The sequence below is a fragment of the Acidovorax sp. Root217 genome (assembly GCF_001428645.1).
In the GTDB taxonomy this organism is placed as follows: Bacteria; Pseudomonadota; Gammaproteobacteria; order Burkholderiales; family Burkholderiaceae_C; genus Acidovorax.
Window position 1 is genome coordinate 21,869 of record NZ_LMIH01000018.1, and the last position, 24,146, is coordinate 46,014.

Annotated in this window: 21 protein-coding genes; 15 read left to right on the forward strand and 6 right to left on the reverse strand. The window is 66.7% G+C overall.

From position 1 onward, the window contains the following. Positions 1-108 precede the first annotated feature (108 nt). The 5 genes from ASE31_RS18590 (at position 109) to ASE31_RS18610 (ending at position 3,853) form a co-directional block, all read left to right on the forward strand. Positions 109-759: a BON domain-containing protein gene (locus ASE31_RS18590; protein ID WP_057203317.1), complete on the forward strand. Its 651-nt coding sequence runs from the start codon at positions 109-111 to the stop codon at positions 757-759. Positions 760-871: 112 nt separating this feature from the next. Then, positions 872-1,996 (forward strand): HAMP domain-containing sensor histidine kinase, encoded by a 1,125-nt coding sequence (locus ASE31_RS18595; protein ID WP_057203318.1) that lies wholly within the window; start codon positions 872-874, stop codon positions 1,994-1,996. Positions 1,997-2,123: 127 nt separating this feature from the next. Next, entirely contained in the window at positions 2,124-2,531 is a 408-nt protein-coding gene (locus ASE31_RS31110; RefSeq protein ID WP_162261413.1) for a TraR/DksA C4-type zinc finger protein, read from the forward strand. A 28-nt stretch (positions 2,532-2,559) separates the two neighbouring features. Further along, entirely contained in the window at positions 2,560-3,489 is a 930-nt protein-coding gene (locus tag ASE31_RS18605; RefSeq protein WP_057203320.1) for a DnaJ C-terminal domain-containing protein, read from the forward strand. Then, a complete protein-coding gene (locus ASE31_RS18610; RefSeq protein WP_082604246.1) occupies positions 3,470-3,853 on the forward strand; it encodes a chaperone modulator CbpM in 384 nt (127 codons plus the stop codon). Before ASE31_RS18605 ends, ASE31_RS18610 begins: the two co-directional genes overlap by 20 nt. A gap of 15 nt (positions 3,854-3,868) precedes the next feature. Here ASE31_RS18610 and ASE31_RS18615 read toward each other — a convergent pair whose 3' ends face one another. The 3 genes from ASE31_RS18615 to ASE31_RS18625 are packed head-to-tail and all read right to left on the reverse strand — an operon-like array spanning position 3,869 to position 9,239. Further along, positions 3,869-5,410, reverse strand: coding sequence for a DASS family sodium-coupled anion symporter (locus ASE31_RS18615; protein WP_082604247.1), 1,542 nt, complete (start codon positions 5,408-5,410; stop codon positions 3,869-3,871). Continuing rightward, on the reverse strand, positions 5,407-8,196 hold the full coding sequence (locus ASE31_RS18620; protein WP_057203322.1) for a cation-translocating P-type ATPase: 2,790 nt from the start codon (positions 8,194-8,196) through the stop codon (positions 5,407-5,409). Before ASE31_RS18620 ends, ASE31_RS18615 begins: the two co-directional genes overlap by 4 nt. 5 nt (positions 8,197-8,201) lie before the next feature. Next, positions 8,202-9,239: a zinc-dependent alcohol dehydrogenase family protein gene (locus ASE31_RS18625; protein ID WP_057203323.1), complete on the reverse strand. Its 1,038-nt coding sequence runs from the start codon at positions 9,237-9,239 to the stop codon at positions 8,202-8,204. A 240-nt stretch (positions 9,240-9,479) separates the two neighbouring features. Here ASE31_RS18625 and ASE31_RS18630 point away from each other — a divergent pair, with 240 nt between their 5' ends. The 4 genes from ASE31_RS18630 to ASE31_RS18645 all read left to right on the forward strand — a co-directional run bounded on the left by ASE31_RS18630 (position 9,480) and on the right by ASE31_RS18645 (position 13,802). Then, a complete protein-coding gene (locus tag ASE31_RS18630; protein WP_057203324.1) occupies positions 9,480-10,547 on the forward strand; it encodes an endonuclease/exonuclease/phosphatase family protein in 1,068 nt (355 codons plus the stop codon). A gap of 101 nt (positions 10,548-10,648) precedes the next feature. Next, positions 10,649-11,191 (forward strand): DUF4124 domain-containing protein, encoded by a 543-nt coding sequence (locus ASE31_RS18635; protein ID WP_057203325.1) that lies wholly within the window; start codon positions 10,649-10,651, stop codon positions 11,189-11,191. Between the two features lie 171 nt (positions 11,192-11,362). Next, the gene (locus tag ASE31_RS18640) at positions 11,363-13,243 is read left to right on the forward strand and encodes a M14 family metallocarboxypeptidase (protein ID WP_057203326.1); all 1,881 of its coding nucleotides are present in this window, start codon (positions 11,363-11,365) and stop codon (positions 13,241-13,243) included. After that, a complete protein-coding gene (locus tag ASE31_RS18645) occupies positions 13,227-13,802 on the forward strand; it encodes an energy transducer TonB (RefSeq protein WP_057203327.1) in 576 nt (191 codons plus the stop codon). Before ASE31_RS18640 ends, ASE31_RS18645 begins: the two co-directional genes overlap by 17 nt. Positions 13,803-13,825: 23 nt before the next feature. Here ASE31_RS18645 and ASE31_RS18650 read toward each other — a convergent pair whose 3' ends face one another. Then, positions 13,826-17,227, reverse strand: a complete 3,402-nt coding sequence (locus ASE31_RS18650; RefSeq protein ID WP_057203328.1) for an EAL domain-containing protein — start codon at positions 17,225-17,227, stop codon at positions 13,826-13,828. Positions 17,228-17,455: 228 nt separating this feature from the next. Here ASE31_RS18650 and ASE31_RS18655 point away from each other — a divergent pair, with 228 nt between their 5' ends. The 3 genes from ASE31_RS18655 (at position 17,456) to ASE31_RS18665 (ending at position 18,970) form a co-directional block, all read left to right on the forward strand. Further along, a complete protein-coding gene (locus tag ASE31_RS18655; RefSeq protein ID WP_057203329.1) occupies positions 17,456-17,872 on the forward strand; it encodes a GFA family protein in 417 nt (138 codons plus the stop codon). A gap of 14 nt (positions 17,873-17,886) precedes the next feature. Beyond that, a complete protein-coding gene (locus ASE31_RS18660; RefSeq protein WP_057203330.1) occupies positions 17,887-18,369 on the forward strand; it encodes a GNAT family N-acetyltransferase in 483 nt (160 codons plus the stop codon). 226 nt (positions 18,370-18,595) lie between these two features. Continuing rightward, positions 18,596-18,970, forward strand: coding sequence for a hypothetical protein (locus ASE31_RS18665; protein WP_057203331.1), 375 nt, complete (start codon positions 18,596-18,598; stop codon positions 18,968-18,970). Between the two features lie 36 nt (positions 18,971-19,006). Here the strand turns inward: ASE31_RS18665 and ASE31_RS18670 are convergent, their stop codons facing one another. Next, positions 19,007-20,002 (reverse strand): LysR family transcriptional regulator, encoded by a 996-nt coding sequence (locus tag ASE31_RS18670; RefSeq protein WP_057203332.1) that lies wholly within the window; start codon positions 20,000-20,002, stop codon positions 19,007-19,009. A gap of 123 nt (positions 20,003-20,125) precedes the next feature. Between ASE31_RS18670 and ASE31_RS18675 the strand changes: the two genes are divergently transcribed. The 3 genes from ASE31_RS18675 (at position 20,126) to ASE31_RS18685 (ending at position 22,369) form a co-directional block, all read left to right on the forward strand. Then, a complete protein-coding gene (locus tag ASE31_RS18675) occupies positions 20,126-20,335 on the forward strand; it encodes a hypothetical protein (protein WP_057203333.1) in 210 nt (69 codons plus the stop codon). 34 nt (positions 20,336-20,369) lie between these two features. After that, positions 20,370-21,389, forward strand: a complete 1,020-nt coding sequence (locus ASE31_RS18680; RefSeq protein WP_057203334.1) for an aldo/keto reductase — start codon at positions 20,370-20,372, stop codon at positions 21,387-21,389. Between the two features lie 260 nt (positions 21,390-21,649). Further along, positions 21,650-22,369, forward strand: a complete 720-nt coding sequence (locus tag ASE31_RS18685) for a glutathione binding-like protein (protein ID WP_057203442.1) — start codon at positions 21,650-21,652, stop codon at positions 22,367-22,369. A 72-nt stretch (positions 22,370-22,441) separates the two neighbouring features. On the opposite strand, the gene ASE31_RS18690 is transcribed toward ASE31_RS18685, so the two are convergent. Next, on the reverse strand, positions 22,442-23,794 hold the full coding sequence (locus tag ASE31_RS18690) for an MBL fold metallo-hydrolase RNA specificity domain-containing protein (RefSeq protein ID WP_057203335.1): 1,353 nt from the start codon (positions 23,792-23,794) through the stop codon (positions 22,442-22,444). Between the last annotated feature and the right edge of the window lie 352 nt (positions 23,795-24,146).

The window sequence follows — 24,146 nt, forward strand, 5'->3', positions numbered from 1 at the left end:
CGCCAGCAGACAACCCACTGCATTCGAAGCCCGAGCGTTCGCCACCGCACAGACCGCAGGGCCCAGGCCGGGTCAAGCTCAAGATCCACTCAATGACCCGGAGGCCCCATGAAGACCGATAGCCAACTGCAGCAGGACGTGAGCGCAGAGCTGCAATGGGAGCCGTCCATCTGCGCGGCGCACATCGGGGTGGAAGTGAAGGACGGTGTGGTCATCCTTGCGGGGCAGGTTGACTCCTATGCGGAGAAATGGAACGCCGAGCGCGCGGCACAGCGCGTCTCGGGGGTGCATGCCATCGCCACTGAACTCAAGGTCCACCTGCCTGGCGGCAGCCAGCGCACCGACGCACAGATCGCCGGGTCGGCGCAGCACATACTGGGGCTGTCTTCGTCCTTTCCCGCCGATGCGGTCAACGTGACTGTGGAAGCCGGCTGGGTCACGCTGACGGGCACGGTGGACTGGCAGTACCAACGGCGCGCAGCGGCAGCAGCGGTTCGGCACCTCTTGGGGGTCACCGGCGTGAGCGACAAGATCGACCTCAAGCTTTCGCTGACCGCCAGGTCGGTTCAGTCGGACATCGAGGCGGCGTTGATGCGCTCGTCGATCTCCAACGCGAAAAACATCACCGTCAGGCTGCATGGGGCAGAGGTCACGCTGACAGGAACCGTCCAAAGCTGGGCAGACCGCGCCATAGCCACCAATTCAGCGTGGGGTACCCCCGGGGTAAGCAGCGTGGTGGACACCATGACCCTGGCGTGATAGCGGCGAACAAAACTCTTCTGTCGTTGCCGCGACTTGCCAGAACCGCTTCGCCGGGTTTTTGAGCCGCACCAAGTCCTTCGCGTGCCGCCCACCCGCTACAAAGGTTTCCATGCACCATTTTTTGTCCAACAACCGCGGCGAATTGATCGCGCGGTGCAAACGCAAGGTGGCCGAGCGCCCCCGGCGCAAAGCCACTGACCAGCAACTGGCCCATGGGGTGCCCATGTTCCTGGACCAACTCACCCGGACCCTCGCGGCCGAGGAGGATGACGACGCGGTGACCAGCGTTGCCATCTCGGGCCCCTCTGGCGGCGACGCGGGGGCCCTGTCTGAAATCGGCGTGAGCGCTACCGCGCATGGCAAGGAGCTGCTGCTGCTCGGCTACACCGTCGACCAGGTGGTTCACGACTACGGCGACCTGTGCCAGGCCATCACCGACCTTGCGTTCGAGCGAGATGCGCCGTTTGCGGTGGTGGAATTTCGCACCCTGAATCGGTGCCTGGACAACGCCATCGCCGACGCGGTGACGGAGTTCAGCGTCCAGCGCGACGCGCAGCTGTCCGTGCAACAGATCGCCGGCGAAAAGCAGCGGCTCGGGTTTCTGGTGCACGAGCTGCGCAACTCCCTGGGCACGGCCACCCTGGCCGTGCGGGCGCTCGAACTGGGCAACATGCCCATCGGCGGCGCCACCGGCGCGGTGCTCAAGCGCAGCCTGTCCACACTCGGCCTGCTGATCAGCAGGGCTACCGCCGAAGTGCGCGGCGAGGGCTCGGACCAGCGCCAGGCTTTTTCCGTCGCCGCGTTCATCTCCGACGTCGAACTGGCAGCGCGCCTGGATGTAGGCCTCAAAGGAGTCGTGCTGGAAGTCAGTGCCGTGGACCCCGCGCTGGCGGTCGAAGCCAACCGCGACCTGCTGCATGCCGCGCTGGCCAACCTGCTGCAGAACGCCTTCAAGTTCACGCACGAGAACACCGTGGTGACGCTGACGACTTATGCCTTCGGCGAGCAAGTCCACATGGACGTCGAGGACCATTGCGGCGGCCTGCCCGCAGGGGGCGCCGCCAGGATGTTCATCCCGTTCCGGCCGAACGACGACAGCCGCGCGGGCCTGGGGCTTGGGCTGTCCATTGCCCGCCAGAGCATCGAAGCCGACCACGGCACCCTGACCGTGCGCGATGTTCCGGGCTCAGGGTTCGTGTTCACCATCTCGCTGCCCCGGCATTCCATGCCATAGGCCTTGCAGCAATGGCTCGAATGAAGGCCCGGAAGACCAGCCTCTTTCACCACTGCGTCCGCCAACGCACAGACGGCATCCGCACCCCCGCACTATGTTGCGAGATGGACCCGCATCGGACGATGATATGAACACCATAGCCCATCTGTCCCGCACCCAGCGCACAACCCTTGCAGGTCTTTTGCAAGTGCGCCGCACCGAAATGCTGGTGTTGCAGGCATTGCACCGACAAGGGCTGTCGCAGGCCTACTCGGCCCGCGAGGGCCTGGCGCAGGATGCTGGCGATGCACCGCAACAGGCGAACGAACGCACGGTGGAAGGCGTACTATCCGACATGCACAGCAAAGAGTTCAATGCGGTGGTGAGTGCCCTGCGACGTATTCACGCCAAGGAGTACGGCCTGTGCATCGACTGCATGGCGGCCATCCCGTTCCAGCGGCTGAGCATTGAACCCCAGGCACTGCGCTGCGTGGGCTGCAAAAGCCGCCATGAGCGCAGCCAAAGGATGCCGGCCGACCCTATGGCGGTGACATGACCCACAACCCTGCGGCCCGCTGCTCCCCATGAAATACAAAGACTACTACGCCACGTTGGGGGTGCCCCGCGATGCCACCCTCGACCAGATCAAGAAGGCCTACCGCAAGCTGGCCCGCCAGTACCATCCCGATCTCTCAAAAGACGCCGATGCCGAGGCAAAATTCAAGGAGCTGGCAGAAGCCTATGTGACCCTCAAGGATGCAGACAAGCGCAGTGCCTACGACAACATCGGCAAGCACGTCCCCGGCGAGGAGTTCCAGCCGCCGCCGGCCTGGGACCGCTCTGCTGGCGGCAACGGCCCCACATTCGCGGACATGGACCTGGCCGACCTGCTGGCGGCCATGGGGCACGGGCGGGCGGGCCGCCAGAGTGATCGCGGGCCGGTGCCGGGCCGCGATTTCGACACCACGGCCCGCATCAGCCTGGAGCAGGCGCACCAGGGAGCCAAGCTCACGCTGGAGCTTGACGACGGTGGCGCCGGGCGTGCGCTGGAAGTGACGATTCCGGCGGGCGTGCGCGACGGCCAGAAGCTGCGCCTGCGTGGGCAAGGCGGCAAAGGCCACCAGGGTGGCCCCAATGGAGACATCTACCTGCACATTGCCCTGGCGCCGCACCCGCTGTTCCAGGTGCAGCAGCAGGACCTGTACTTTCACCTGGCGCTCAGCCCCTGGGAGGCGGCCCTGGGTGCGCAGGTGGAGATCCCCACCCTGGGCAACCCCATGCTGCTGACGGTGCCCGAGGGCACCCGCCACGCCCGCAAGCTCAGGGTGCGAGGGCAAGGCCTTGCCAATGGCCATGGCGGGCGCGGAGACTTCTATGCCGTGGTGCACCTGGACATTCCGAAGACGCTTTCTGCCCGCGAGCGGGAGCTCTTCCAGGAACTGGCCGGTGCATCGGATTTCAACCCCCGTGAAGAAACGACCCTGGAGAATGCCAATGGCCCCACAAGCACATGACTGGCACTGGCTGGACCAGCGCGCAAGCGTAAGCCTGTCCGACCTGTCCCGAGCAAGCGGGCTGACCGCGCAGGAGCTGGCGGAGCTGGTCGACTATGGCGCCATCGCGCCGCTGGCCTCGGAGCAGGAGGAACTGCACTTCAGCGCGCAGTGCCTCGTCCCGCTGCGGGCGGCGGTCAAGCTGCGCGTCACCTATGACCTGGACATCTTCACGGTGGTGCTGCTGATGGACGGGCTGCAGCGCATCGAGGTGCTCACGCACCGCATCAGGACACTGGAAAGCCAGGTGCCGCGCCCCCATGGCGCATTGCCGCAGGCGATGCCGGAGGCCATCGACGTCACGGCCGAGTACAGGCCGTCCTGAACACGGCCTGCATCTTCAGGCCGCCTTGGTCATGTACCCCATCCACGGCCAATAGGTCAGCGAGAAGAGCACCAGCAAGGCAGTGGCCGCCAGCGTGATGGCGATGCCGGTGCGCACGAAGTCGCGGGCATCGAAGGTACCGGTGCCATAGGCAATCATGTTCTGCGGTGCGTTGACGGGCAAGATGAAGCCAAAGCTCACCACGAACTGCAGCAGCATGGTCATGCCGACCACGTTGATGCCCGGGGTCTGCACCGCCAGGAGCACGCTCATGATGATGGGGATCATGGTGGATGCCAGCGCCGTGGCGCTCGCGAACCCCAGGTGGATCACGATCAGGAACAGCGACAGCAGCATCAGGATGGCGAACGCGCTGGCCTGTTGCAGGCCCAGGTTCTGCACGATAAGGTGGGCCAGCCACCCGGCGGCCTGGGTCTTGAGCAGGGCCGTGCCGATGCTGATGCCGACCGCGAACAGCACCACCGTGCCCCAGGGAAAGCCGCGCTGGGACTCTTTCCAGTCCATGACGCCCAGGCGGGGCAGCAGCATCAGGGCGATGGCCGCGATGGTGGTGGACGAGGTGTCGAAGTCGTGCAGCACCTTCTCGGTCGCCCAAAAGCCCAGCAGCGCCAGCACGATGGCCAGCAGCTTCCACTCCCTGCTGCTGGTCTTGCCGATCAGGTCGAGCTGCCGCCGTATCGTGGCCTGGCCGCCCGCGATCTCCTTCATCTCGGGCTTCATCATGCGCGTCATGAGGAAATAGACGGCAATGCTCAGCAGCGCGGAGAACGGCGCTCCGGCGATGAACCATTCGAGCCAGGTGATGCTGGCCTGCAATTGCTTTTCGATGAAGCCGATGGCCACCATGTTCTGCGCGGCGGCGGTTTTGATGCCCACGTTCCACACGCTGGCGGTCTGCGCGGCGGTGATGACCAGCAGGCCGGCGAAACGGCTGCGCTTGTCCACCTGAAAGGCCAGGATGAAGCCCATCATGATGGGCACCAGGCAGGCCACCCGCGCCGTGGTGCTGGGCACGATGAACGACAGCAGAAAGCCTACCCCCATGGCCCCGATGACGATGTGGTTGGTGCGCGCATCGACCCGGGATAGCACCAGCAGCGCGATGCGCCGGTCGAGCCCCGTGGCCGTCATGGCCGCCGCGATGAAGCAGGCGGCAGCCACCAGCGCCACCGCACTGTTGGAGAAGCCCGAGAGGGCCAGGCCAAGCGCCGCGCCCGTCCCCATGGCTGCGCCGGCAGGCCGGGCCGCATCGGGCACGGCAGCCAGCAGGAAGATCATCAGTGCGCCGATGACCACGGCGCTCACCGCGTAGTCCAGCGCTTCAGTCATCCAGACGATGACGGCAAACGCCAGGATCGCCAGCATGGCCTGGCCGGCTGGCGGCAGGCCCTGCGCCGCGGGCATCCACAGAACGGCAAGGAGCGCGGCCACGGCCAGAAAAAGCCCGACCGTTCTCACAACATGCCTGCCCGAAGCGGGAGGCACGGGCAGCACCGGAGGCACGAGGACAGGAACAAGGGGCGAGGCGGGTTTCATGGTCGTTTCCTTGTGAGCAGCTTGCGCAACTCGCTGAACCACAGCACGGTGCTGCCCATCGCGCCGCAGACCAGCCACTGGCCAGGCGACAGCGGTGCGGTGCCGAAGGCCAGGTTCAAGACCTCCAGGTGCACCACTGCCACCTGCAGCAGGGCGGACAGGGCCACCGCGCCCCACAGCCAGGGATTGGCGGCCAGGTTGGCGAACGCACTGGCGGTCTCCGAGCGGGCGTTGAAGCAGTTGAACAGGTGGGCGAAAACCAGCACGGTGAAGCCTGCCGTGCGGGCGTTGGCCAGATCGCGGTCGCCCTCGATCAGGCCGCCCGGCAGGTACATGTCCATGGTGAGCAGGGTGGCCACAGCCACCACAATGCCGATCTGCACCACGCCCCACCACATGGCGGCGTCGATCACCCGCTCGCCCGGGTGGCGGGGCTTGCGCGCCATGGCGTCGTCGCTGGCGGGGTCCATGCCCATCGCCAGCGCGGGCCAGGAGTCGGTGATCAGGTTCAACCACAGGATCTGCGCGGCCAGCAGCGGCAGCACCAGCGCGCCGCCCGGAGCGATCAGGCCGATGACGCCAGCCCCCACCACACCCAGGAACACGGTCAGCACCTCGCCCATGTTGGACGACAGCAGGTAACGCAGGAACTTGCGGATGTTGTCGAAGATTCCGCGCCCCTCGCGCACCGCCTCGATGATGGAGGCGAAGTTGTCGTCGGCCAGGATCATGCGGGCCGCGCCCTTGGCCACCTCGGTGCCGGTTACGCCCATGGCCACGCCGATGTCGGCGGCCTTGAGCGCGGGGGCATCGTTCACGCCGTCCCCCGTCATGGCGACGATGTGGCCGTCGGCCTGCAGGGCGGCCACGATGCGCAGCTTGTGCGCGGGGGCCACGCGGGCGAAGACCGAGGTGCGGCGCACCGCCTGGGCGAAGGCCGCAGCGTCCAGCACATCGAGCTCGGCCCCGGTGAGCGCCGTGGCGCCGGGCGGCACCAGCCCCAGGTCGGCCGCGATGCGTGCCGCTGTGCGCGGGTGGTCGCCGGTGATCATGATGACCCGTATGCCGGCCCGCCGTGCCTCACGGATCGCCACCGCCGCCTCTTCGCGCGGGGGGTCGATGATGCCTGCCGTTCCCACGAAGATGAGGCCGCGCTCCAGCGCATCCACCTCTTGCAGTTCCTCGTGCGCGGCCAGCGGGCGGTAGGCCACCGCCAGCGTGCGCAGGGCGTCGCCCGAGAGTGCGTCCACATCGGCCAGGATCTTCGCGCGCAAGGTGGCGTCGAGCGCGACCACGGCCATCCCCACCCGGGCATGGGTGCACAGGCCCAGCAGCACATCGGGCGCGCCCTTGCAGATGAGCACCCGCTCGCCGCTGTGTTCCAGGTCGCGCTCGACGGTGGACATGCGCTTGCGCTCGGAGGTGAAGGGGTGCTCCGCAATGCGCTCGAACCGCTGCTTGCGCCGCGCGGTGGCGCCCAGTTTGTGCTCGGCCACCAGGAACGCGGCCTCGGTGGGGTCGCCGTGGACCTGCCACGCGCCGTTGTCGGCCTGCTGCAGCGATGCGTTGCCCGCCAGGCTGCCGCCGCTGAGCAGCACCACCTGCTCGGCATGCAGCGGGCCCGGCTGCAGGCGCGTGCCGGCCCATTGCACCTGGCCTCCGGGCGCGTAGCCCACGCCCGTGACGTCCGTGGTGCCCGAGGCGGTCACGATGCGCACCACCGTCATCTCCGAGCGCGTGAGCGTGCCGGTCTTGTCGGTGCAGATGACCGAGGTGGCGCCCAGCGTCTCCACCGACGACAGGTTCTTGATGATGGCGTGGTGCCCGGCCATGCGCTGCACCCCCAGGGCCAGCACCACCGAGAGGATGGCCGGCAGCCCCTCGGGCACGGCCGCCACGGCCAGGGCCACGCCCAGCAACAGCACACCGACGACCTCGGCCATGCTGTCGGGCCGGGAGATGAGCAAAATGGTGCATACCACCACGGCAGCGATGGCCAGCACGGCCACGCCCAGCATGCGCCCGATGTGGACGATTTCCTTTTCCAGCGGCGTGGGCTGCTCCACCGTGGCGGCCAGCATGCCGGCAATCGCGCCCATCTGCGTGGCCATGCCGGTGGCGACGACCAGTGCGCTGCCGCTGCCCTGGGCGACGAAGGTGCCCTTGAACACCATGTTCAGCTGGTCGCCCAGGGCGGCGGGGCCTGGCAGGGGCGCGGGGTCCTTGAGCACGGCCTCGCTCTCGCCGGTGAGCGAGCTCTCCTGCATGCGCAGGGCGGCTGCGCGCACCAGGCGGGCATCGGCGGGCGTGGCATCGCCCTCGGCCAGCACCAGCAGGTCGCCCTTGACCAACTGCGTGCTCGGCACCCGCTGCACCTGGCCGCCGCGCACCACCGAGGCCGTGGGCGCGCTCATGCGCGCCAGCGCGGCCACGGCGTCGTGCGCCTTGGCTTCCTGCACATGGCCCAGCACCCCGTTGAGCAGGACGATGGCCGCGACGACGATGGCGTCCACGGGCCAGCCGTGCAGGCCCTCGAACACCCATGCCAGCAGCGACACCACTATCGCGCCCAGCAGCAGGTAGATGAGGGGGTCCTGAAACTGCGACAACAGGCGGCGCCAGGCGGCCGTGCGGGGGGTGGCCTGGAGTTCGTTGGGACCGTCCTGGGCCAGTCTGCGCGCGGCTTCGTGTGCCGGCAGGCCGCTGACCAGGTCGGTACCCAGCAGGCGCGCCAGGTCCTCGGCACCTTGCGTTGGTGGGTCGTTCGGTCCTTGCGGCTGTGCCATGCGGGCTACGCCTCGATGATCACTTTGAGCGCCTTGGTCTCTGCGGCCCGGCCGAAGGTGTCGTAGGCCTGCAGGATGTCCGCGAGCTTGAAGCGGTGGGTGATGAGCTGTTTGGCGTCGATGCGCTGGGACTGCACGGTCTTGAGCAGCATGGGCATTGACACGGTATCGACCAGGCGCGTGGTGATGGTGATGTTGTGCGACCACAGCCGCTCCAGGTGCAGGTCGGCCTTGACGCCGTGCACGCCCACGTTGGCGATGGTGCCGCCCGCTGCCACGATGTCCTCGCACATCGTGAAGGTGGCCGGGATGCCGACCGCCTCGATGGCCGTGTCCACACCACGCCCGCCGGTGAGCGCCATCACCTGCTGGGCGGCGGTGCCATCGGCGCTGTTGACCGTGGCCGTGGCGCCAAAGCGCTTGCCCACGGCCAGGCGGTTGTCGTCCAGGTCGACCATGATGATTTCTGACGGCGAGTACAGCTGCGCCGTGAGCAGCGCTGCCAGACCGATGGGGCCGGCGCCGACGATGGCCACCGTGGAGCCGGGCTGCACCTTGCCGTTGAGCACGCCGCACTCGAAGCCGGTGGGCAGGATGTCGCTGAGCATGACCTGCGCCTCTTCGTCCGCGCCGTCGGGGATGGGATACAGGCTGGTGTCGGCATGCGGTATGCGCACGAACTCGGCCTGGGTGCCGTCGATGCGGTTGCCCAGCACCCAGCCACCGGTGCTGCAGTGCGAGTACATGCCCTTGCGGCAGTTCTCGCAGCGCCCGCAGGCGCTGATGCAGGAGATGAGCACCCGGTCGCCGGGCTTGAAGGTGGTGACGCCGGGGCCCACCGAGTCGATCACGCCCACGCCTTCGTGGCCCAGGGTGGTGCCGGGCTGGCAGGTGGGCACGTCGCCCTTGAGGATGTGCAGGTCGGTGCCGCAGATTGTGGTGCGGGTGATGCGCACGACGGCGTCGGTGGCGTCCTGGATGGTGGGCTTGGCGCGTTCGTCCAGACTTTTCTGGCCGGGGCCGTGGTACACGAGGGCGAGCATGGTGAGGGGTCCTTTGGGTGGTCGGGTGCCAATCCACTGTGTGCGCCATCCCGGTAGCTGTCAGTGCGCTGGCGCACGAATCTCGCTGGGAGTTGCTTTATTCGGCCGGCGCTTGATCCTGGTCAAGCCTGCCGCACATGGCCATTGCGCAGGCCATTGCAACCAAAGCCCGCTAGGATGGGCTCTTTGCAGACACCGCCTGGGCAAGCGCCCTCCTCCCACCCTCCACCTGCTGCCCCCATGCGCCCCACCCCTGCCGACACGCCACCGCCCCTGGACACGCTGATGGTGGCCACCTGCAATGTGCTCAACCTGGCCAACCCCGGGCGCATGTTCTACCCCAACCAGGACGCCTATACCGAGGCCGAGTACGGGCGCAAGGTGGAGTGGCTGGGCAACCGGTTTCGCACGCTCAACGCCGACGTGCTGGCCGTGCAGGAGGTGTGGGACGAGGCGGCGCTGAAGGCGGCCATCGCGCACAGCGGGCTGCGCTATGACTTCGTGGCGGTGCCCGGTGCCGAGAACGACGCCACGCGCCATGGAGCCCAGGGCACGCCGCGCGTGGGCATTGCCACGCGGCTCAAGGTGGAGGCGGTGCAATCGTTCGCGAACTTTCCGCCGGCCTTTCAGGTCGATGTGCCGGGCCTGGGCCCGCACACGCGCTTCGAGCGCCCGCCCCTGGTGGCCACGCTGCGCATGAAGCATGGGCAGCGGGTGAACGTGCTCACGGCGCACCTCAAGTCCAAGCGCCCCAAGTTTCTGCAGGATGCGCAAGGCCACGCGCTGGAGGACAAGGACGACCGCAAGGTGGGCGCCCTGGCCTCGCTGCGCTCGCTGGTGATGCGCGGCGCCGAGGCCATGGCCCTGCGCTGCCTGGTGATCGACCTGCTGCAGCGCACCAGCGTGCCGCTGGTGGTGATGGGCGATTTCAACGACACGCCCGACAGCGTGACCACGCAGCTGATCTGCGCCACCACCGAAATCGCCTACGACCGCTCGGCCCGCGACGTGGCGCTGTTCAACGCCTACGATCTGCAGGGCGAGATGGCGCTGAAGAAGGACGTGGCCTTTTCCCACATCCACCAGGGCTCACCCTCGGTGCTGGACCAGATCCTGGTGAGCGAGGAGTTTTTGCCGCGCGGGCGCAACAGCCTGGGCGACGTGCGCCGGGTGGACTATTTCAACGACCACCTGCACGAGGGCCGCGACCGCACCCGCTCGGACCATGGGTTCGTGCGTGCGCTGCTGCGGCTGCAGATGGAACCGCAGCGTGCGCAGCCTGCCCCCGCAGCCCCGCCGATGGCCTGAAAGCACACCCGCCGCCAGCGGCGCGGCATCACCCATTTGCCTGCGCACGCCGGTGCATACCGGTGCTACATTCCTCCGAGAAAAAATCGAGGACAAGACAGATGCGTTGGAAAACCATCGCCATCGCGTGCCTGGGCCTTGCGGCCCTGTCCGCAGGCGCACAGGTACACCGCTGCAAACAGCCGGACGGAAAGATGGTCTACAGCGACCAGCCATGCACCCGCAGCCAGACGGGCGGGGTGATACTGCCCGACCCCAGCGTGCGGGAAGTGGCCTGGGAGCAGGCGCGCAACAGGGCGCAAGGGGCAGGTAGCGCCAACTCCGTGCCGTGCCGCAAGGCCAGGGAAGAAATGGCCCTGCTCGTGGGCCTGCGCACCGTGTCGACCGAGGAAAAGCGCATCCGGGTGCAGGGGCAGGAGACGCGGGTGGCCGCCGCCTGCGGTGCCGAGCCACCGGGCGCCAACCCGCCGCCAGTGGCCGGCAAGGCACCTGCCGCTTCCGGGCCCGTGGCCTTCGTCTACTGCGAGGCCGGCCTCTGCCACGACAACAAGGGCGGTATCCATATGAAAAGCGGCCCGGATTTCGTGGATGCAGCCACCGGCAAGACCTGCTCGCGCGTAGGAGCCCAGACGATCTGCCCTTGAACGGTCAGGCACGCTGCCAAAACCCTCATCCACCCTGGGAATTGCGCCCTGGCGCGCCGCGCTGCGGCACACCTTGCAACACGGCGTGCCGGCTGACACATGTGGTAACGAGGCGCCCAGTAAGATGCCGGGCCAGGCCCCGGATTGAGCAAGGGGCGACGAGACCTCTATATGACCATGCCCAGAGCCCACATCTCCCCACCACCCCAGCAGCACACTGACGCCCAGACCAGCCGGGGGCCTGGCCGCACGGCGGCAGCCGCCCTGGTGGCCCTGCTGCTGGCGGCCTGCAGCAGCACGCCGCTGCCGCCCTGGAATGCGCCGGGTGCCACAGCGCCGCGCCCCAATGCCCCCGCCCCAGTGCCCCGCGCGCAGCCAGGCAGGGTGGTGCCCGCGCCCCTGGGCGCCCAGCAGCAGGCGCCCGCGCCGCAGCCCGGCGCCACAGGCGTCATCACCGCCCCGCTGCCGCCCACCGCACCGGTGGTGGGCCGCAACGAGCCCCTGGCCACCCCGCCCTACGGCCCCGCCGTGATGGCACGCTTCCCGGACCCCACGGTGCGCTACAGCACGCCGGGCCTGGCGCCCGGCCGCCGCGCCTACACCACCAATGCCGAGGTGGAGCAGTGGCTGCAGTCCGTGGCCTCGGGCACGGCAGGCGGCCCTTCGCGCGCCAGCGTGCTGCGCCTGGGCACCTCGCAGCGTGGCGAGCCCCTGGTGGGCCTGCTGCTCACCCGCGCCCCCGGTGACGACCCGGCCAGCCTGGATGCCGGCAAGCGCCCGACCGTGGTGCTGATCGGCCAGCAGCACGGCAACGAGCCCGCCGGCGCCGAGGCCCTGCTGGTCATTGCCAGCGAGCTGGGCCAGGGCCTGCTGGAGCCGCTGCTCGAACGCATCAACGTGATCGTGGTGCCGCGCGCCAACCCCGACGGTGCGCAGGCCGACACCCGCGCCACGGCCAATGGCATCGACATGAACCGCGACCACCTGCTGCTCAAGACGCCCGAGGCCCAGGCCATTGCGCGCCTGGTGCGCGACTACCGCCCCATCCTGGTGGTGGACGCGCACGAGTACACCGTGGCCGGTCGCTACCTGCAGAAGTTCAACGCCGTGCAGCGCTATGACGCGCTGCTGCAGTACACCACCACGGCCAACTACCCCGAGTTTCTGACCAAGGCCTCGCAGGAGTGGTACCACCAGCCCATGCAGGCCGCGCTCAAGGCGCAGAACCTCTCCAGCGAGTGGTACTACACCAATGCCACGGGCGCGGACGACCGCACCCTGTCGATGGGCGGCGTGCAGCCCGACACGGGCCGCAACGTGCATGGCCTCAAAAACACCGTGAGCCTCTTGATCGAGACGCGTGGCGTGGGCATCGGCCCGCTGCACATGCAGCGGCGCGTGCACACCCAGGTCACGGCCATCGCCAGCGCGCTGCGCTCCACCGCCGAGCGCGCCGCCAACCTGGAGCAGGTGCGCGGCTTCGTGGTGCGCGACATCTCGGCCAAGGCCTGCCGCGACAACGTGGTGGTCGAAGCCGGCCCCACGCCCACGCAGCGCGAAGTGGTCTTCATCGACCCCGAGACCGGCATGGACCGCCTGGTGCGCGTGGACTGGAATTCGTCGCTGAACCTGCGTACCCTCAAATCCCGCGCCCGCCCCTGCGGCTACTGGGTATCGAACCAGGCCGCACCGGTGGTGGAGCGCCTGAAGCTGCTGGGCCTGCAGGTGCTGCGCATCGCCGAAGGCGGCTCGCTTCTGGCCGACACCTACCGCGAGACCGCGCGCGAAACCTCGGAGCGCCGCGACGTGCTGGGCACCATCAGCGACAGCGCCGACATCATCCGCGTGCAGGTCACCCCCGTGCGCGCCGCCATCGATGTGCCCGCCGGCAGCTACTATGTGCCCCTGAACCAGCCCCTGGCCCACCTGGCCGTGGCCGCGCTGGAGCCCGACACGCAAAACAGCTACTTCGCCAACCGCATGATCGAGGACCTGTCGCAGACGGCGCGCATCATGACCACGCCTTCGCTGGTGTTTGAAGAGACGGATTGATCCGCGCGAGCAAGGCAGGAACGGGGGAGCACGGCCTCCCCAGGACGGCACCTGCTTCGCCCTGGCGGCGCCAGGCGCCGCCACCGGCTGCGACCTGCGGCCCCACACCAGCCTGATCGGGATCGCCATGGTTTTGCGGATGCCGAAGTTTCCCAGGGCGGCCAGACTCTGGCCGGTGCTGGCGCTGGCGTTGTACGGCGTGGTGCAGCCCGCGCTCGCCCCGCTGCGCCAGGAACCTGCACGGTATGCGGCCATGAAGAAGCCGGACTATCCCCCTGAGGCACTGCTGGCGGGCACAGAGGGCAAGACCGTTCTCAGGGTGCTCATCAGCGCATCGGGTGCCGCCAGCCGGGTGGAGGTGCACCAGAGCTCGGGGCACCCGTCGCTGGATGCGGCAGCGCTGCAATCGGTCCGGCAGTTCCAGTTCATTCCCGCCCGGACGAACGGGGTCGCACATGCCTCTTGGGCCAGGATTCCCATTGGCTTCAGCATCGAGAGCCCTCTGCACACCCGCCTATTGACCCGCCTCCTGCGTTTTGCCGACGGGGGTGATCGATGATGCACCGCATCACCTGGACCGGCTCAGGAATGCTCCAGCGCATCGGCGCGGTCCACCGCCCTGCGCTCTTCGAATGCCTGCGCCCACGCCGGGAATTCTGCCGCAGGCATGGGCCGCGCGATGAAGTAGCCTTGCGCTACGTCGCACCCCAACTCGGCCAAACGATCCCAGTCGCGCTGGGTCTCGATGCCCTCGGCCACCACCTTGCGGCCCAGGGCGTGGGCCAGGTCGATGGTGGACTTGACGATGACGGCAGAGTCGTTGTTGGTGGACATGTCGCGCACGAAGGACTGGTCGATCTTGATGTACTCCACCGGCAATTTGAGCAGGTAGCTGAGTGATGAATAGCCGGTGCCAAAGTCGTCGATGTACAGCGGGATGCCTTCATCGCGCAGGCCGCGCAGGATGCGCAAAGCGGAATCGGGGTCATCCATCACGGTGCTTTCCGTGATTTCGAATTCGAGCAGTCCATGGTCTACACCCCAGCTCTGGTGGAGTAGCTGCACCCTGCCCAGCAGCTCCTCGTCGCGCAGATTCCTTGCAGACAGGTTCACTGCGATGGGCAGGGCATCGCCGCGGCCCTGGGCTTCACGGCACACGCGCATGGCCGCCTCGATCACCCACTCCGTGAGGTTTTTGATGAGGCCAGTCTGCTCGGCAAGCTCTATGAATTGAGCGGGCGGCATGAGCCCCCGGTCAGCATGCTGCCAGCGCACCAAGGCTTCGGAGCCCAGCAGTCGGCCACTGGTGAAATCGATCTTGGGCTGAAGGTACAAGCGCAGGTCTCCACGCTCGATGGCGCGGCGCAACTCGCCGGCCATGGTGAGCCGTTCGGGTCGGTTCTCAATAGTTTGCGGGTCGTATAGGTAAAATTGAAGCTCTCTGCTCTTGGCCTGGTGGACCGCAAAATCCAGGTGCCTCAGCAGATCGTCTGCGGCAATGCCATGGGCAGGGAACAAGGCGATACCAGTGCGCGCGGACACATCCAGGAAAATGTCCGCGATCGCAAATGGTTGGTGCAACAGCGCCTGAATGCGGCTGACCATCCCCACCGCTGCCCGCTCGTCACCCGCCGACAGCAGCAGTGCAAACTCGTCACCCCGCAGCCGCGCAACGCAGTTCGCGTCGGGTGATGCCGAGCGCAGCCGCTCACCAAACTCCTGCAGCAACTGGTCGCCATGCGCAAAGCCCAGTGCCTCGTTGATATCCCGAAGACGCTCGACATTCACCTGCAGCAACGCAAACGATTGTCCCCCCGGGGTTGCCCGCGCCGCTTCGATGGCGTGGGTGATGATTTCGGTGAACTGTGCCTCATTGGGTAGCCCTGTCAACACATCGAATCGGGTCAGCCGGCGCATCTCTTGTTCCGCTCTGGCGTGCTGGGCATTGGCACGCAAGCTGGCAATGCCGAAGGCCAGATCCTCTGCCGACTCTGTGAGCAGCCGCGTTTCGTCGGGTCCAAAGGTGTCTGGCTCCTTCGCGAAAATAGCCATCGTCCCGATGGTGACTCCTCCCACAACCAGCGGGCAGGCGATGCACGATGCATTGCCCATCAAAATTGATCGTACGTGCTGGTAGTTGGGGTTGGTCTGCATGTCGCCGACGACCTGCGTCATGCCTGTGCGCAAGCAGGTTGCAATTGCACCGCGGCCGAACTCGCCGTCGCTCCAGGTGACGTTCAAAGTCCGCATCACCGCTATGCCAGGAGCGAAGCCGCTCTCGGCCATGGGCCGCATGGACCGCGCTGCGTCCTCCACGCGGTACCACACCATGGCAATCGGGTATCCGCCTGCATCCACGATGGCCTTGCACATGGTTTCCAGCAGTTGCTGTTCATCGGTGGCGCGCAGCATGGCGCTGTTGCCAGCGCTCAGGGTCTTCCAGGCTCGGGTTACGCGCTCGAGATCGCCGAGGCGTTGCCCTAGCTCTGCGTTCAAACTATGAATGCGCTCTTCGGACAACTTGCGCCCTGTAATGTCGGAGCCCAGCACATAGTAGCCGACGATGCCATCGAGCGTGTCGCGCTTGGGCACGTAGCTGATGGCCTGCCACACGCCGGGAAAAGGCTGCCAGTCGTAGCTCTGGGGCGCACCGCTCATTACCTGGTCGATGATCGGCGAGGCGATGGCATAGCGGTCCTCCCCGAGCACCTCGCTCACGGAGTGCCCGGTGATATCGCCGCCGTCCGGCGCAAACCGGGCGCGGTACTGTTCGTTGACGTACACGTAGCGCTGCTGTGCATCCACATAGGCAATCATGGCCGGCACACTGCTCATGACGCTGCTCAGATGCTCCTGCGTATCGAGCAGTTGCAGGGTGCGCTCGCGTACATGTTTCTCCAACAAAGCATTTTGGTCGCGGATGAACTGCCGGGCCTCCTGCTCTGCCGATATGTCGCGGAATACCAGTACCACGCCCTGCAGTTGGCCGGTTTCATCGCGGATGGGCGCAGCAGTGGCGCCAATGGGGCACGCACTACCGCTGCGCCGCACCAATGCCACGCCATCCATTTCTTCATAACTCTCATTGGTGGCGAGCACCCTGGCCACCGGCGCCCGATCCAGAAACTGCCCGTCTTGCCGGATGAGTTTGAACACCGCGTCCGCATGCTGGCCAAGGGCGTCGCAAAGGGTCCACCCCGTCAGGTGCTCGGCCACGGGGTTCAGGCCCGTCACGCGGCCCTGGACATCGCACTCCAGCACTGCATCGCCCAGGGAGCGCAGTGTGGTGGAGAGTTTCGCCTCGCTTCTCATCAGGGCGCGTTGATTCGACTCGCTGTCCATCAACTGCCGGCGGATGAGGCCGTAGGTGCCCGCAAGAAGCGCCGCCAGCAGCAGAGCAGCAACCAACCCGCTTGCGGCCAGGAACCCCTGCGTCCTCAACTGGTCCGCGGTACGGACTTGCAGAACCGCTCGTGCTTGCTCGCCCATCGCGTCAAAAAGAGCATGGGTGCGCTCGCGCGTTTCCCGAAGCGGAGCCCGGGTTGCGAACGCTGTGGCTGCATCGCCGCCTTGCGTGGTGCGCAGTACCTCCACCTGTTTGGCGATGGTGATGCGCTGGTCCAGCACCGCGCGAAGCTTTGTCCAGCGCTCCACCTGCGCGGGGTCGTCGGCGATGAGTTGCAGCAACAAGCGCATCGCATTTTCGCGATCGTCCATCTTCCTGTTGCGATCGGCCAGGGCGTTTGTATCGCCTGAAATTCTGTAGTTCTGGGTGCTCAGCTCGATCTGCAGCGTATCGGATTTTGCCTGCGAGATGGCATTGACCACCTGGTGGGTGTGCGAAACCAGATGCGCCGCATCCCGTGCGTCCTGCGCAAGTGTCCACGTGACCGAGGCCAGGGCGGCAACCACGATGGTTGCCGCAATGAAACCCGCGAGCACCATTCTTTCAAAGCGGCGCCGCAGCTTCAGCAACTTTGCCATATGCACTCCCGGAGCCAATGGCTGTTGGAACATTGTGCACGTGCGCCCAGCCCTGTCGAGAGGAGATACACCAGTGCGGCGTAGGTGGAAAGCAGCTTCCCAGACAAGCAAAGGCACCCGTTCGCTTCTGCAGGCGACGCCGATACGGCTGCGACGGGACTCGGTTCAGCAAGTATCGCCAGCCAATCCTGCGGCAGAATCTGTACAACATCCAACCGCTAGAGCACCATGGACAAGAACAGCAACGCAGCTGCGCTGTACCGAGGCAGTTGCCTGTGCGGCGCCATCCACTACGAAGCCCGCGCCGAGATCAAGGCCGCCTCGCACTGCCACTGCAGCATGTGCCGCAAGGCGCATGGCGCGGCCTTCGGGTCCTATGGCAGCGTGCCGGTGGGCAGCTTTGCCTTCATACGCGGCGCAGAGCTGCTCAAGCGCCGCGAGTCATCGCCGGGCGTCACGCGCACGTTCTGCCCGGAATGCGGCTCGCCGCTGACCTGGCACAGCGAGCATGGCGATGCGGCGGCGTGGATGTCGTTCTCGCTGGGCACGCTGGATACGCCGTTCGTGCCGGCGAAGGCGCTGCGCAGCATCCATGCGGGTTCGGCGCCTGCGTGGTATGCGGCCGGCGAAGCGCGCAAAGACTGAGCGGCAAACATCCCATGGACTTTCAAATCAGGCGCGCGACCGCCAACGACGCACCAGAAGTGGCCTTGCTGACCCGCGCCGCCTATGCCAAGTGGGTGCCGGTGATCGGGCGGGAGCCCCTGCCGATGAAGGCGGACTACGAGACGGCTGTCAGGGAACACCTGGTTGATTTGCTGCACGTCGACGGCGTGCTCGCCGGCCTGGTCGAGATGATCCCGGAGCCGCAATGGCTGCTGATCGAGAACCTGGCGGTCGCGCCCGCCTTTCAGGGCCGCGGTTGTGCACGCATCCTTCTCGCGCAGGCTGAACAGACCGCAAAGGCGCTGCAGCTCCAAGGCCTGCGTCTGTACACCAACAAGCAGTTTGCATCGAACGTCGACCTGTACCTGCACCACGGTTTCGCCGTGGACCGCGAGGAGCCCTTCATGGGCGGGTTCACTGTCTACATGCGCAAGCCGTTGGCGCCCGACAACGGTCCGCCTGTCGCCCTGGATTGATTCCCCTCCCGCTGCCATGGCACCATCGCGCCACCGCTGGCCGTGGCTGACCCCAGTGCAACGGGACGCGGTAACCAAAAATCAAATCCAACAAGGGGAATACCAATGAGGAATCAAGGCGCCATGGCCCTTTGCGGCCGGCTTGATCGCGGGATGCGGTGCACGACCGGATGGCAAGCCCGCCCTGTCCACCCATGGCGGGGGAACATGCAGGGGATTGTCCTCCATGGCTAACACCTACAACGGCATAGGCACCTCGTATCTTGGCAAGTGCAAATTCGAGCAGGACGACTCGTTCGTCACCACCAAGTGGTTTCTGATCGGTTTTCCCATCTTCCCGATGGGCAGTGCGCGGCTGCGTGAACTGGGCAGCGAAGGTGTGCCCTTCTTCAAGCGCACCACGAACTACGAGTTCATCGAGGACGTGCCGCTGGACGTGATGCAGGTGCTGCGCATCTACGTGTACTCGGTGTTCATCGTCGCCTGGTTCGGCCACTGGGCCATGGGCAACCAGCCGACGCTGGTGCGCTTCATCATGATCACGCTGGGGATTTTGCTGCCGTTTGCGATGCGGTTCCTGTCCAAGCGCATGGCGCAATAAAAACCGGTTTGGGGTTTCAGAAGGCCGCGCGGATTTTCAGCGCCGAGGACGCCTGCGAGGTGCTTCTGGCGCAGGGGCGGATGGCCTTGCAGCCGCAGTGGCCAGCGCGCCCCCACTCGGGCCCTGCTCCCCCACCAGCTCCTGCGCCACCTGCGCGACCAGCGCACGCAGCCAGCGGTGCGCCGGGTCGTCGCGGTAGCGCACGTGCCAGCCCATGTGCAGCGGAAAGGTGCCCAGGTCCACAGGCGCCAGCAGCACCTTGAGCCGCGCATCGTGCGCCAGCCGGTGGCAGATCAGCCGCGGCAGCGTGGTGCAGTAGTCGGTCATGGCCACCATCTCCGGAATGGCCAGGAAGTGCGTGACCGAGACGGCCACATCGCGCTGCAGGCCCTGGCGCTCGAGCGCCTGGAACAGGCCTGCGCGCAGCCGGCCCGGCGGCAGCACGTTGACGTGGCGCAACTGCTCGTAGAGCTTCTTGGTCAGCTTGTTGCCGGCGACCTGCGGATGGTCGGCCCGCACCACGCAGGCCAGGCCGTCATCGCCCAGGTGCTGCACGACCAGGTTGTCCGGCGCGTCCACGATGCGACCAAGCACCAGGGCGGTGGTGCCGGAGACCACGCCCGTCTCGGCCAGGTCGGTGCCGAACGGTACCAGGCGCAGGCGGATGCCGGGGGCCTGCGCGCGCAACCGCGCGACGATGGCCGGCATGAGCGCGAACTCCATATAGCTGTTGGCGGCGATGGTCACGAGCTGGTCGGCACTGGCCGGATCGAACGCCTGCTGCCCCAGCACGATGCCATCGAGCACCGCCAGGGCCTGCGCGATCTGCGGCGCAAGGGCCAAGGCCCGTGCGGTGGGCTGCATGCCGTAGCGCTCGCGGATGAACAGCGGGTCCTGCAGCAGCGTGCGCAGGCGCGTGAGCGCGTTGGACAGCGCGGGCTGCGTGGTGCCCAGGCGCTCCGCGGCGCGGGTCACGCTGCGCTCTTCCATCAGGGTCAGAAAGACGGGCAGGAGGTTGAGGTCGTAGCGCATCAGATATCTTTTACTGGAATATCTGGAATCCAGAAAATAAATTGGATGAATTTGTCAGCGGCGCGCATCCTTCGTCCTGTGCAAGCCTTTACCCATCCACTTTTGCCATCGAAAGAAACCACCATGACCACCACCGAAACCCTGTTCACTCCCACCCGCCTGGGCGCCATTGATGTGAAGAACCGCATCGCCATGGCCCCGCTGACGCGCTCGCGCGCCGGCATGGACGGCGCGCCCTCGGCCCTGGCAGCGCGCTACCACGCCGAGCGTGCACCCGCCGGCCTGCTGATCGCCGAGAGCTATACGGAATTCACGGCCATGCAGGCTGCCTGAGCCCCCTACCATCACCCATCCGCAGGAGAACACCATGACAGCAACCCTCAAAGACCTTCTTCCCGGCCCGCTGGGCTTTGGCACCGCCCCGCTGGGCAACATGTTCCGCGCCATCCCCGAGGCCGAGGCGCGCGCCACGGTGGACGCTGCCTGGAACGACGGCATCCGCTACTTCGATAACGCACCCTTCTACGGCGCAGGCCTCGCCGAGATCCGCATGGGCGAGGCCCTGGCGGACCGGCCGCGCAACGAGTACGTCATCAGCACCAAGGTCGGCCGCCTGGTGCTGGACGAGGTGGAGGACGTGGCCGCGCGCGACCTGGGCGAAAAAGGCGACGTGTTCCGGCACGGCCGCCCCAACCGCATCGTCAATGACTACTCGGAGGACGCCACGCTGCGCTCCATCGAAGACAGCCTCAAACGCCTGAAGACCGACCACATCGACATCGCCTGGGTGCACGACGTTGCGCAGGACTTCTACGGCGACGAATGGCTGGGCGTGTTCGAGACCGCGCGCAAGGGCGCCTTCAAGGCGCTGGACCGCTTGCGCGACGAGGGCGTCATCAAGGCCTGGGGCCTGGGCGTGAACCGGGTCGAGCCCATCGAGCTGCTACTGGACCTGCAGGGCCCGCGCCCGGACGGCTTTTTGCTGGCGGGCCGCTACACGCTGCTGGACCACAGCCGTGCGCTGCAGCGCGTGATGCCCAAGGTGGCCGAGCAGGGCCTGTCCATCGTCGTCGGTGGCCCCTACAGCTCGGGCGCGCTGGTCGGCGGGCCCAATTTTGAGTACGCCCCGGCCACGCCCGCCATCCTGGCCAAGGTGGCTGCCATCAAGGCGATTGCGGACCGGCATGGCGTGTCGATGAAGGCCGCGGGCCTGCAGTTCGCGCTGGCGCACCCGGCCGTGGCAGCGGTGATCCCGGGTGCCAGCCGGCCTGAACGCCTTGCGGAGGACCGCGCCGCGCTGCAGCTGGCCGTGCCGGCGGATTTCTGGCGTGAGCTGCGGGCTGCGGGGCTGGTGCATCCCGAGGCGCCGCTGCCACTCATCGGCTGAGGTGGCAACAGCAGGTACCTCAGGGGGCCATGACGATCTCTTGCTGTTGGCCCCGCGAACCGAGACTGCCTTCATCAGAGATCCCCCTTGGGGGCTGTCTCCGGCCCGCCAGAGGCTGCAAGGTGCCCAACGGATTCAAGCAAGCCGCAGACGCCTTCAGAACGACAAGCACCACATGGTCTTGCCGGGCCCTCCCCTGCAACCTTCCCCCAAGGCTGCTACGCTGCCGCTTCCTTCAACCACCACCGATGAAGCGCCCCATGATCGACCTGCATTACTGGCCCACGCCCAATGGCTGGAAAATCTCCATCATGCTGGAGGAATGCGGCCTGCCCTACCGCACCCTGCCGGTGAACATCGGCCAGGGCGAGCAGTTCAAGCCCGACTTTCTGGCCATCAGCCCCAACAACCGCATGCCGGCCATCGTGGACCACGCGCCGCCGGGCGGCGGCGCGCCGGTGTCGGTGTTCGAAAGCGGCGCCATCCTGATGTACCTGGCCGAGAAGACCGGCCAATTCTGGTCCACCGAGATGCGCCAGCGCTACGCGCAGATGCAGTGGCTGATGTGGCAGATGGGGGGCCTGGGGCCCATGTCGGGGCAGAACGGGCACTTCAAGGTGTATGCGCCCGAGAAGGTGCCCTACGCTATCGAGCGCTACGGCAAGGAAGTGAACCGCCTGTACGGCGTGCTCGACGGCCAGTTGGAGCGCACCGGCGCCTACGTGGCGGGCGACGACTATTCGATTGCCGACATGGCCAGCCTGCCCTGGATCCGCTCGCATGTGGCGTACGAGATCCCGCTCGAAAACTTTCCGCACCTCAAGCGCTGGCACGACACGTTGATGGAGCGCCCCGCCGTGCAGCGCGGCCTGGACCTGGCCAAGGACCTGCGCAAGCCGATGACGGACGAGCAGAAGAAGGTATTGTTCGGGCAGACGGCACAGAGCATTCGCGACAGCGCCAAGCAGGCGGCGAATTGACCAATCATGGTGCGGCCCCCTGCAGATCCTGCCTGCCTTGGCCGTGGTGGCCCGGCAACTGTCGGTAGTTACTCAAAGCTCAAAGGACTGCCGGTACTCGGGCACGGTGCAGTCCCAGCCGTAGGTTTCCTCGATGGCCAAGCGCATCGCATCCGCTGCCACCGGCTCTCCGTGGGTCACAAAGACGCGGCGCGGTGAATGCTGCACGCCGAGCCAGTCGAGCAGTTGACGGCGGTCCGCGTGCGCAGAAAATTGCGCCAGGTTGGTGACTTCCGCCCGCACCTTCACGTACGCGCCGTGGATCTTGATGGCATCTGCACCGTCCACCAGGGCCTGGCCCCGGGTCCCCGCGGCCTGAAAGCCCGCAAACAGGATCGCGTTCTTGCGGTCTGGCGCATAGGCTTTGAGGTGGTGCAGCACCCTGCCGCCAGTGGCCATGCCGCTGGCGGAGACGATGACCGAGGGGTAGCTCAGGCTGTTGAGCCGGCGTGACTCCTCCACGGTGTTGACGATGGTGGTCTGCACGCTCATCGCCTCGCACTCGATCGCCCCCAACCGATGTTCGTCCGCGTGGTTCTTGTACAGGCCGGTGACGTCCGCAGCCATCGGGCTGTTGAGGTAGACCGGAAGGTCCGGAATGCGCCGCGCTGACTTGAGCAACTGGATGGCATGGATCAAGGTCTGCGCCCGACCCACGGCAAATGCGGGTGCGACCACGATGCCGCCCCGGGCCGCCGTGCGGTTGATGACCGAGGCGAGCTCGACGAGCCCATCCTCGTCGGGATGCTGGCGGTTGCCGTAGGTGGACTCGACCACCACGTAGTCTGCCTTTTCGAGGGTTTGCGGCGGCCGCATGAGCAGGTCATCGCTTCGCCCCACGTCACCCGAAAACAGCAGGCTACCACCGTCCCAGGCAATGCGCGCACTGGCGGCCCCGAGGATGTGCCCCGCACGCTGCAGCCGCCATGACCAGCCGCTCCAGGGCGAGCATTCATGCCCGAAGGGGATCTCCTCGAACGCCTCGAGTGCCAGGCGGGCATCCTCCTGGGTGTAGAGCGGCAGCGAAGGCTTGTGCCTGGAATGGCCATGGCGGTTGGCGTACTCTGCGTCCTCTTCCTGCAGCCATCCCGAGTCGGGCAGCAGCAATTGGCACAGCTCGCGCGTGGCCGCTGTGCAATACACCTTTCCGCGAAATCCTGATTTCACCAACCGCGGCACATAGCCACTGTGGTCCAGGTGCGCATGGGTGAGCAAGACGGCATCGATGCTGGCAGCATCCACTGGCAACGGATCCCAGTTGTGCAGCCTCAACTGCTTGAGCCCCTGGAAAAGACCGCAGTCGACCAACAGCCGGCGCCCATGGTGGGTCAGCAGGTATTTCGAACCGGTGACGGTGCCTGTTCCGCCCAGAAAGTCGATGCGCATGCTTGTCTCCGATCTACGTGGTGGTCCGTGGCTTTGGACGACGCACGCCCAAGCCCTGCCGTGCACACACGTTAGGCCCATTGGCCCTGGACACCATTGACCTGGGTCAATGGAAGACGGGCCCTGGATTGGGCTAGTCCACTGAAACCGAGGAATCGGCTGTGCGTGAGGGTCTGGCAAGGCCGCAATCTGGGCGGCGGGCGCAGCCGGATTGCACATCCGGCGAGCACGGCAACGACGAGTGCGGCCCTGCCAGGCCCTCACCCTTCGGGCCGGGGCGGCAGCGGGCGCATCGCGGCGTTGCGGGCTTTGCCAAGGCGGCCAGCCTTGGCCGCAGCCCGCGCCTTGCGCT

Excerpts from the sequence above, each read along its gene's own strand:
- ASE31_RS18620 (WP_057203322.1), bottom strand. The coding sequence starts at position 8,196 with ATGGCACAGCCGCAAGGACCGAACGACCCACCAACGCAAGGTGCCGAG.
- ASE31_RS18675 (WP_057203333.1), top strand. The coding sequence starts at position 20,126 with ATGACCACCACCGAAACCCTGTTCACTCCCACCCGCCTGGGCGCCATT.
- ASE31_RS18605 (WP_057203320.1), top strand. The coding sequence starts at position 2,560 with ATGAAATACAAAGACTACTACGCCACGTTGGGGGTGCCCCGCGATGCC.
- ASE31_RS18630 (WP_057203324.1), top strand. The coding sequence starts at position 9,480 with ATGCGCCCCACCCCTGCCGACACGCCACCGCCCCTGGACACGCTGATG.
- ASE31_RS18655 (WP_057203329.1), top strand. The coding sequence starts at position 17,456 with ATGGACAAGAACAGCAACGCAGCTGCGCTGTACCGAGGCAGTTGCCTG.
- ASE31_RS18685 (WP_057203442.1), top strand. The coding sequence starts at position 21,650 with ATGATCGACCTGCATTACTGGCCCACGCCCAATGGCTGGAAAATCTCC.
- ASE31_RS18615 (WP_082604247.1), bottom strand. The coding sequence starts at position 5,410 with ATGAAACCCGCCTCGCCCCTTGTTCCTGTCCTCGTGCCTCCGGTGCTG.
- ASE31_RS18670 (WP_057203332.1), bottom strand. The coding sequence starts at position 20,002 with ATGCGCTACGACCTCAACCTCCTGCCCGTCTTTCTGACCCTGATGGAA.
- ASE31_RS18640 (WP_057203326.1), top strand. The coding sequence starts at position 11,363 with ATGACCATGCCCAGAGCCCACATCTCCCCACCACCCCAGCAGCACACT.
- ASE31_RS18610 (WP_082604246.1), top strand. The coding sequence starts at position 3,470 with ATGGCCCCACAAGCACATGACTGGCACTGGCTGGACCAGCGCGCAAGC.
- ASE31_RS31110 (WP_162261413.1), top strand. The coding sequence starts at position 2,124 with ATGAACACCATAGCCCATCTGTCCCGCACCCAGCGCACAACCCTTGCA.
- ASE31_RS18635 (WP_057203325.1), top strand. The coding sequence starts at position 10,649 with ATGCGTTGGAAAACCATCGCCATCGCGTGCCTGGGCCTTGCGGCCCTG.
- ASE31_RS18650 (WP_057203328.1), bottom strand. The coding sequence starts at position 17,227 with ATGGCAAAGTTGCTGAAGCTGCGGCGCCGCTTTGAAAGAATGGTGCTC.
- ASE31_RS18590 (WP_057203317.1), top strand. The coding sequence starts at position 109 with ATGAAGACCGATAGCCAACTGCAGCAGGACGTGAGCGCAGAGCTGCAA.
- ASE31_RS18690 (WP_057203335.1), bottom strand. The coding sequence starts at position 23,794 with ATGCGCATCGACTTTCTGGGCGGAACAGGCACCGTCACCGGTTCGAAA.
- ASE31_RS18595 (WP_057203318.1), top strand. The coding sequence starts at position 872 with ATGCACCATTTTTTGTCCAACAACCGCGGCGAATTGATCGCGCGGTGC.
- ASE31_RS18665 (WP_057203331.1), top strand. The coding sequence starts at position 18,596 with ATGGCTAACACCTACAACGGCATAGGCACCTCGTATCTTGGCAAGTGC.
- ASE31_RS18680 (WP_057203334.1), top strand. The coding sequence starts at position 20,370 with ATGACAGCAACCCTCAAAGACCTTCTTCCCGGCCCGCTGGGCTTTGGC.
- ASE31_RS18625 (WP_057203323.1), bottom strand. The coding sequence starts at position 9,239 with ATGCTCGCCCTCGTGTACCACGGCCCCGGCCAGAAAAGTCTGGACGAA.
- ASE31_RS18660 (WP_057203330.1), top strand. The coding sequence starts at position 17,887 with ATGGACTTTCAAATCAGGCGCGCGACCGCCAACGACGCACCAGAAGTG.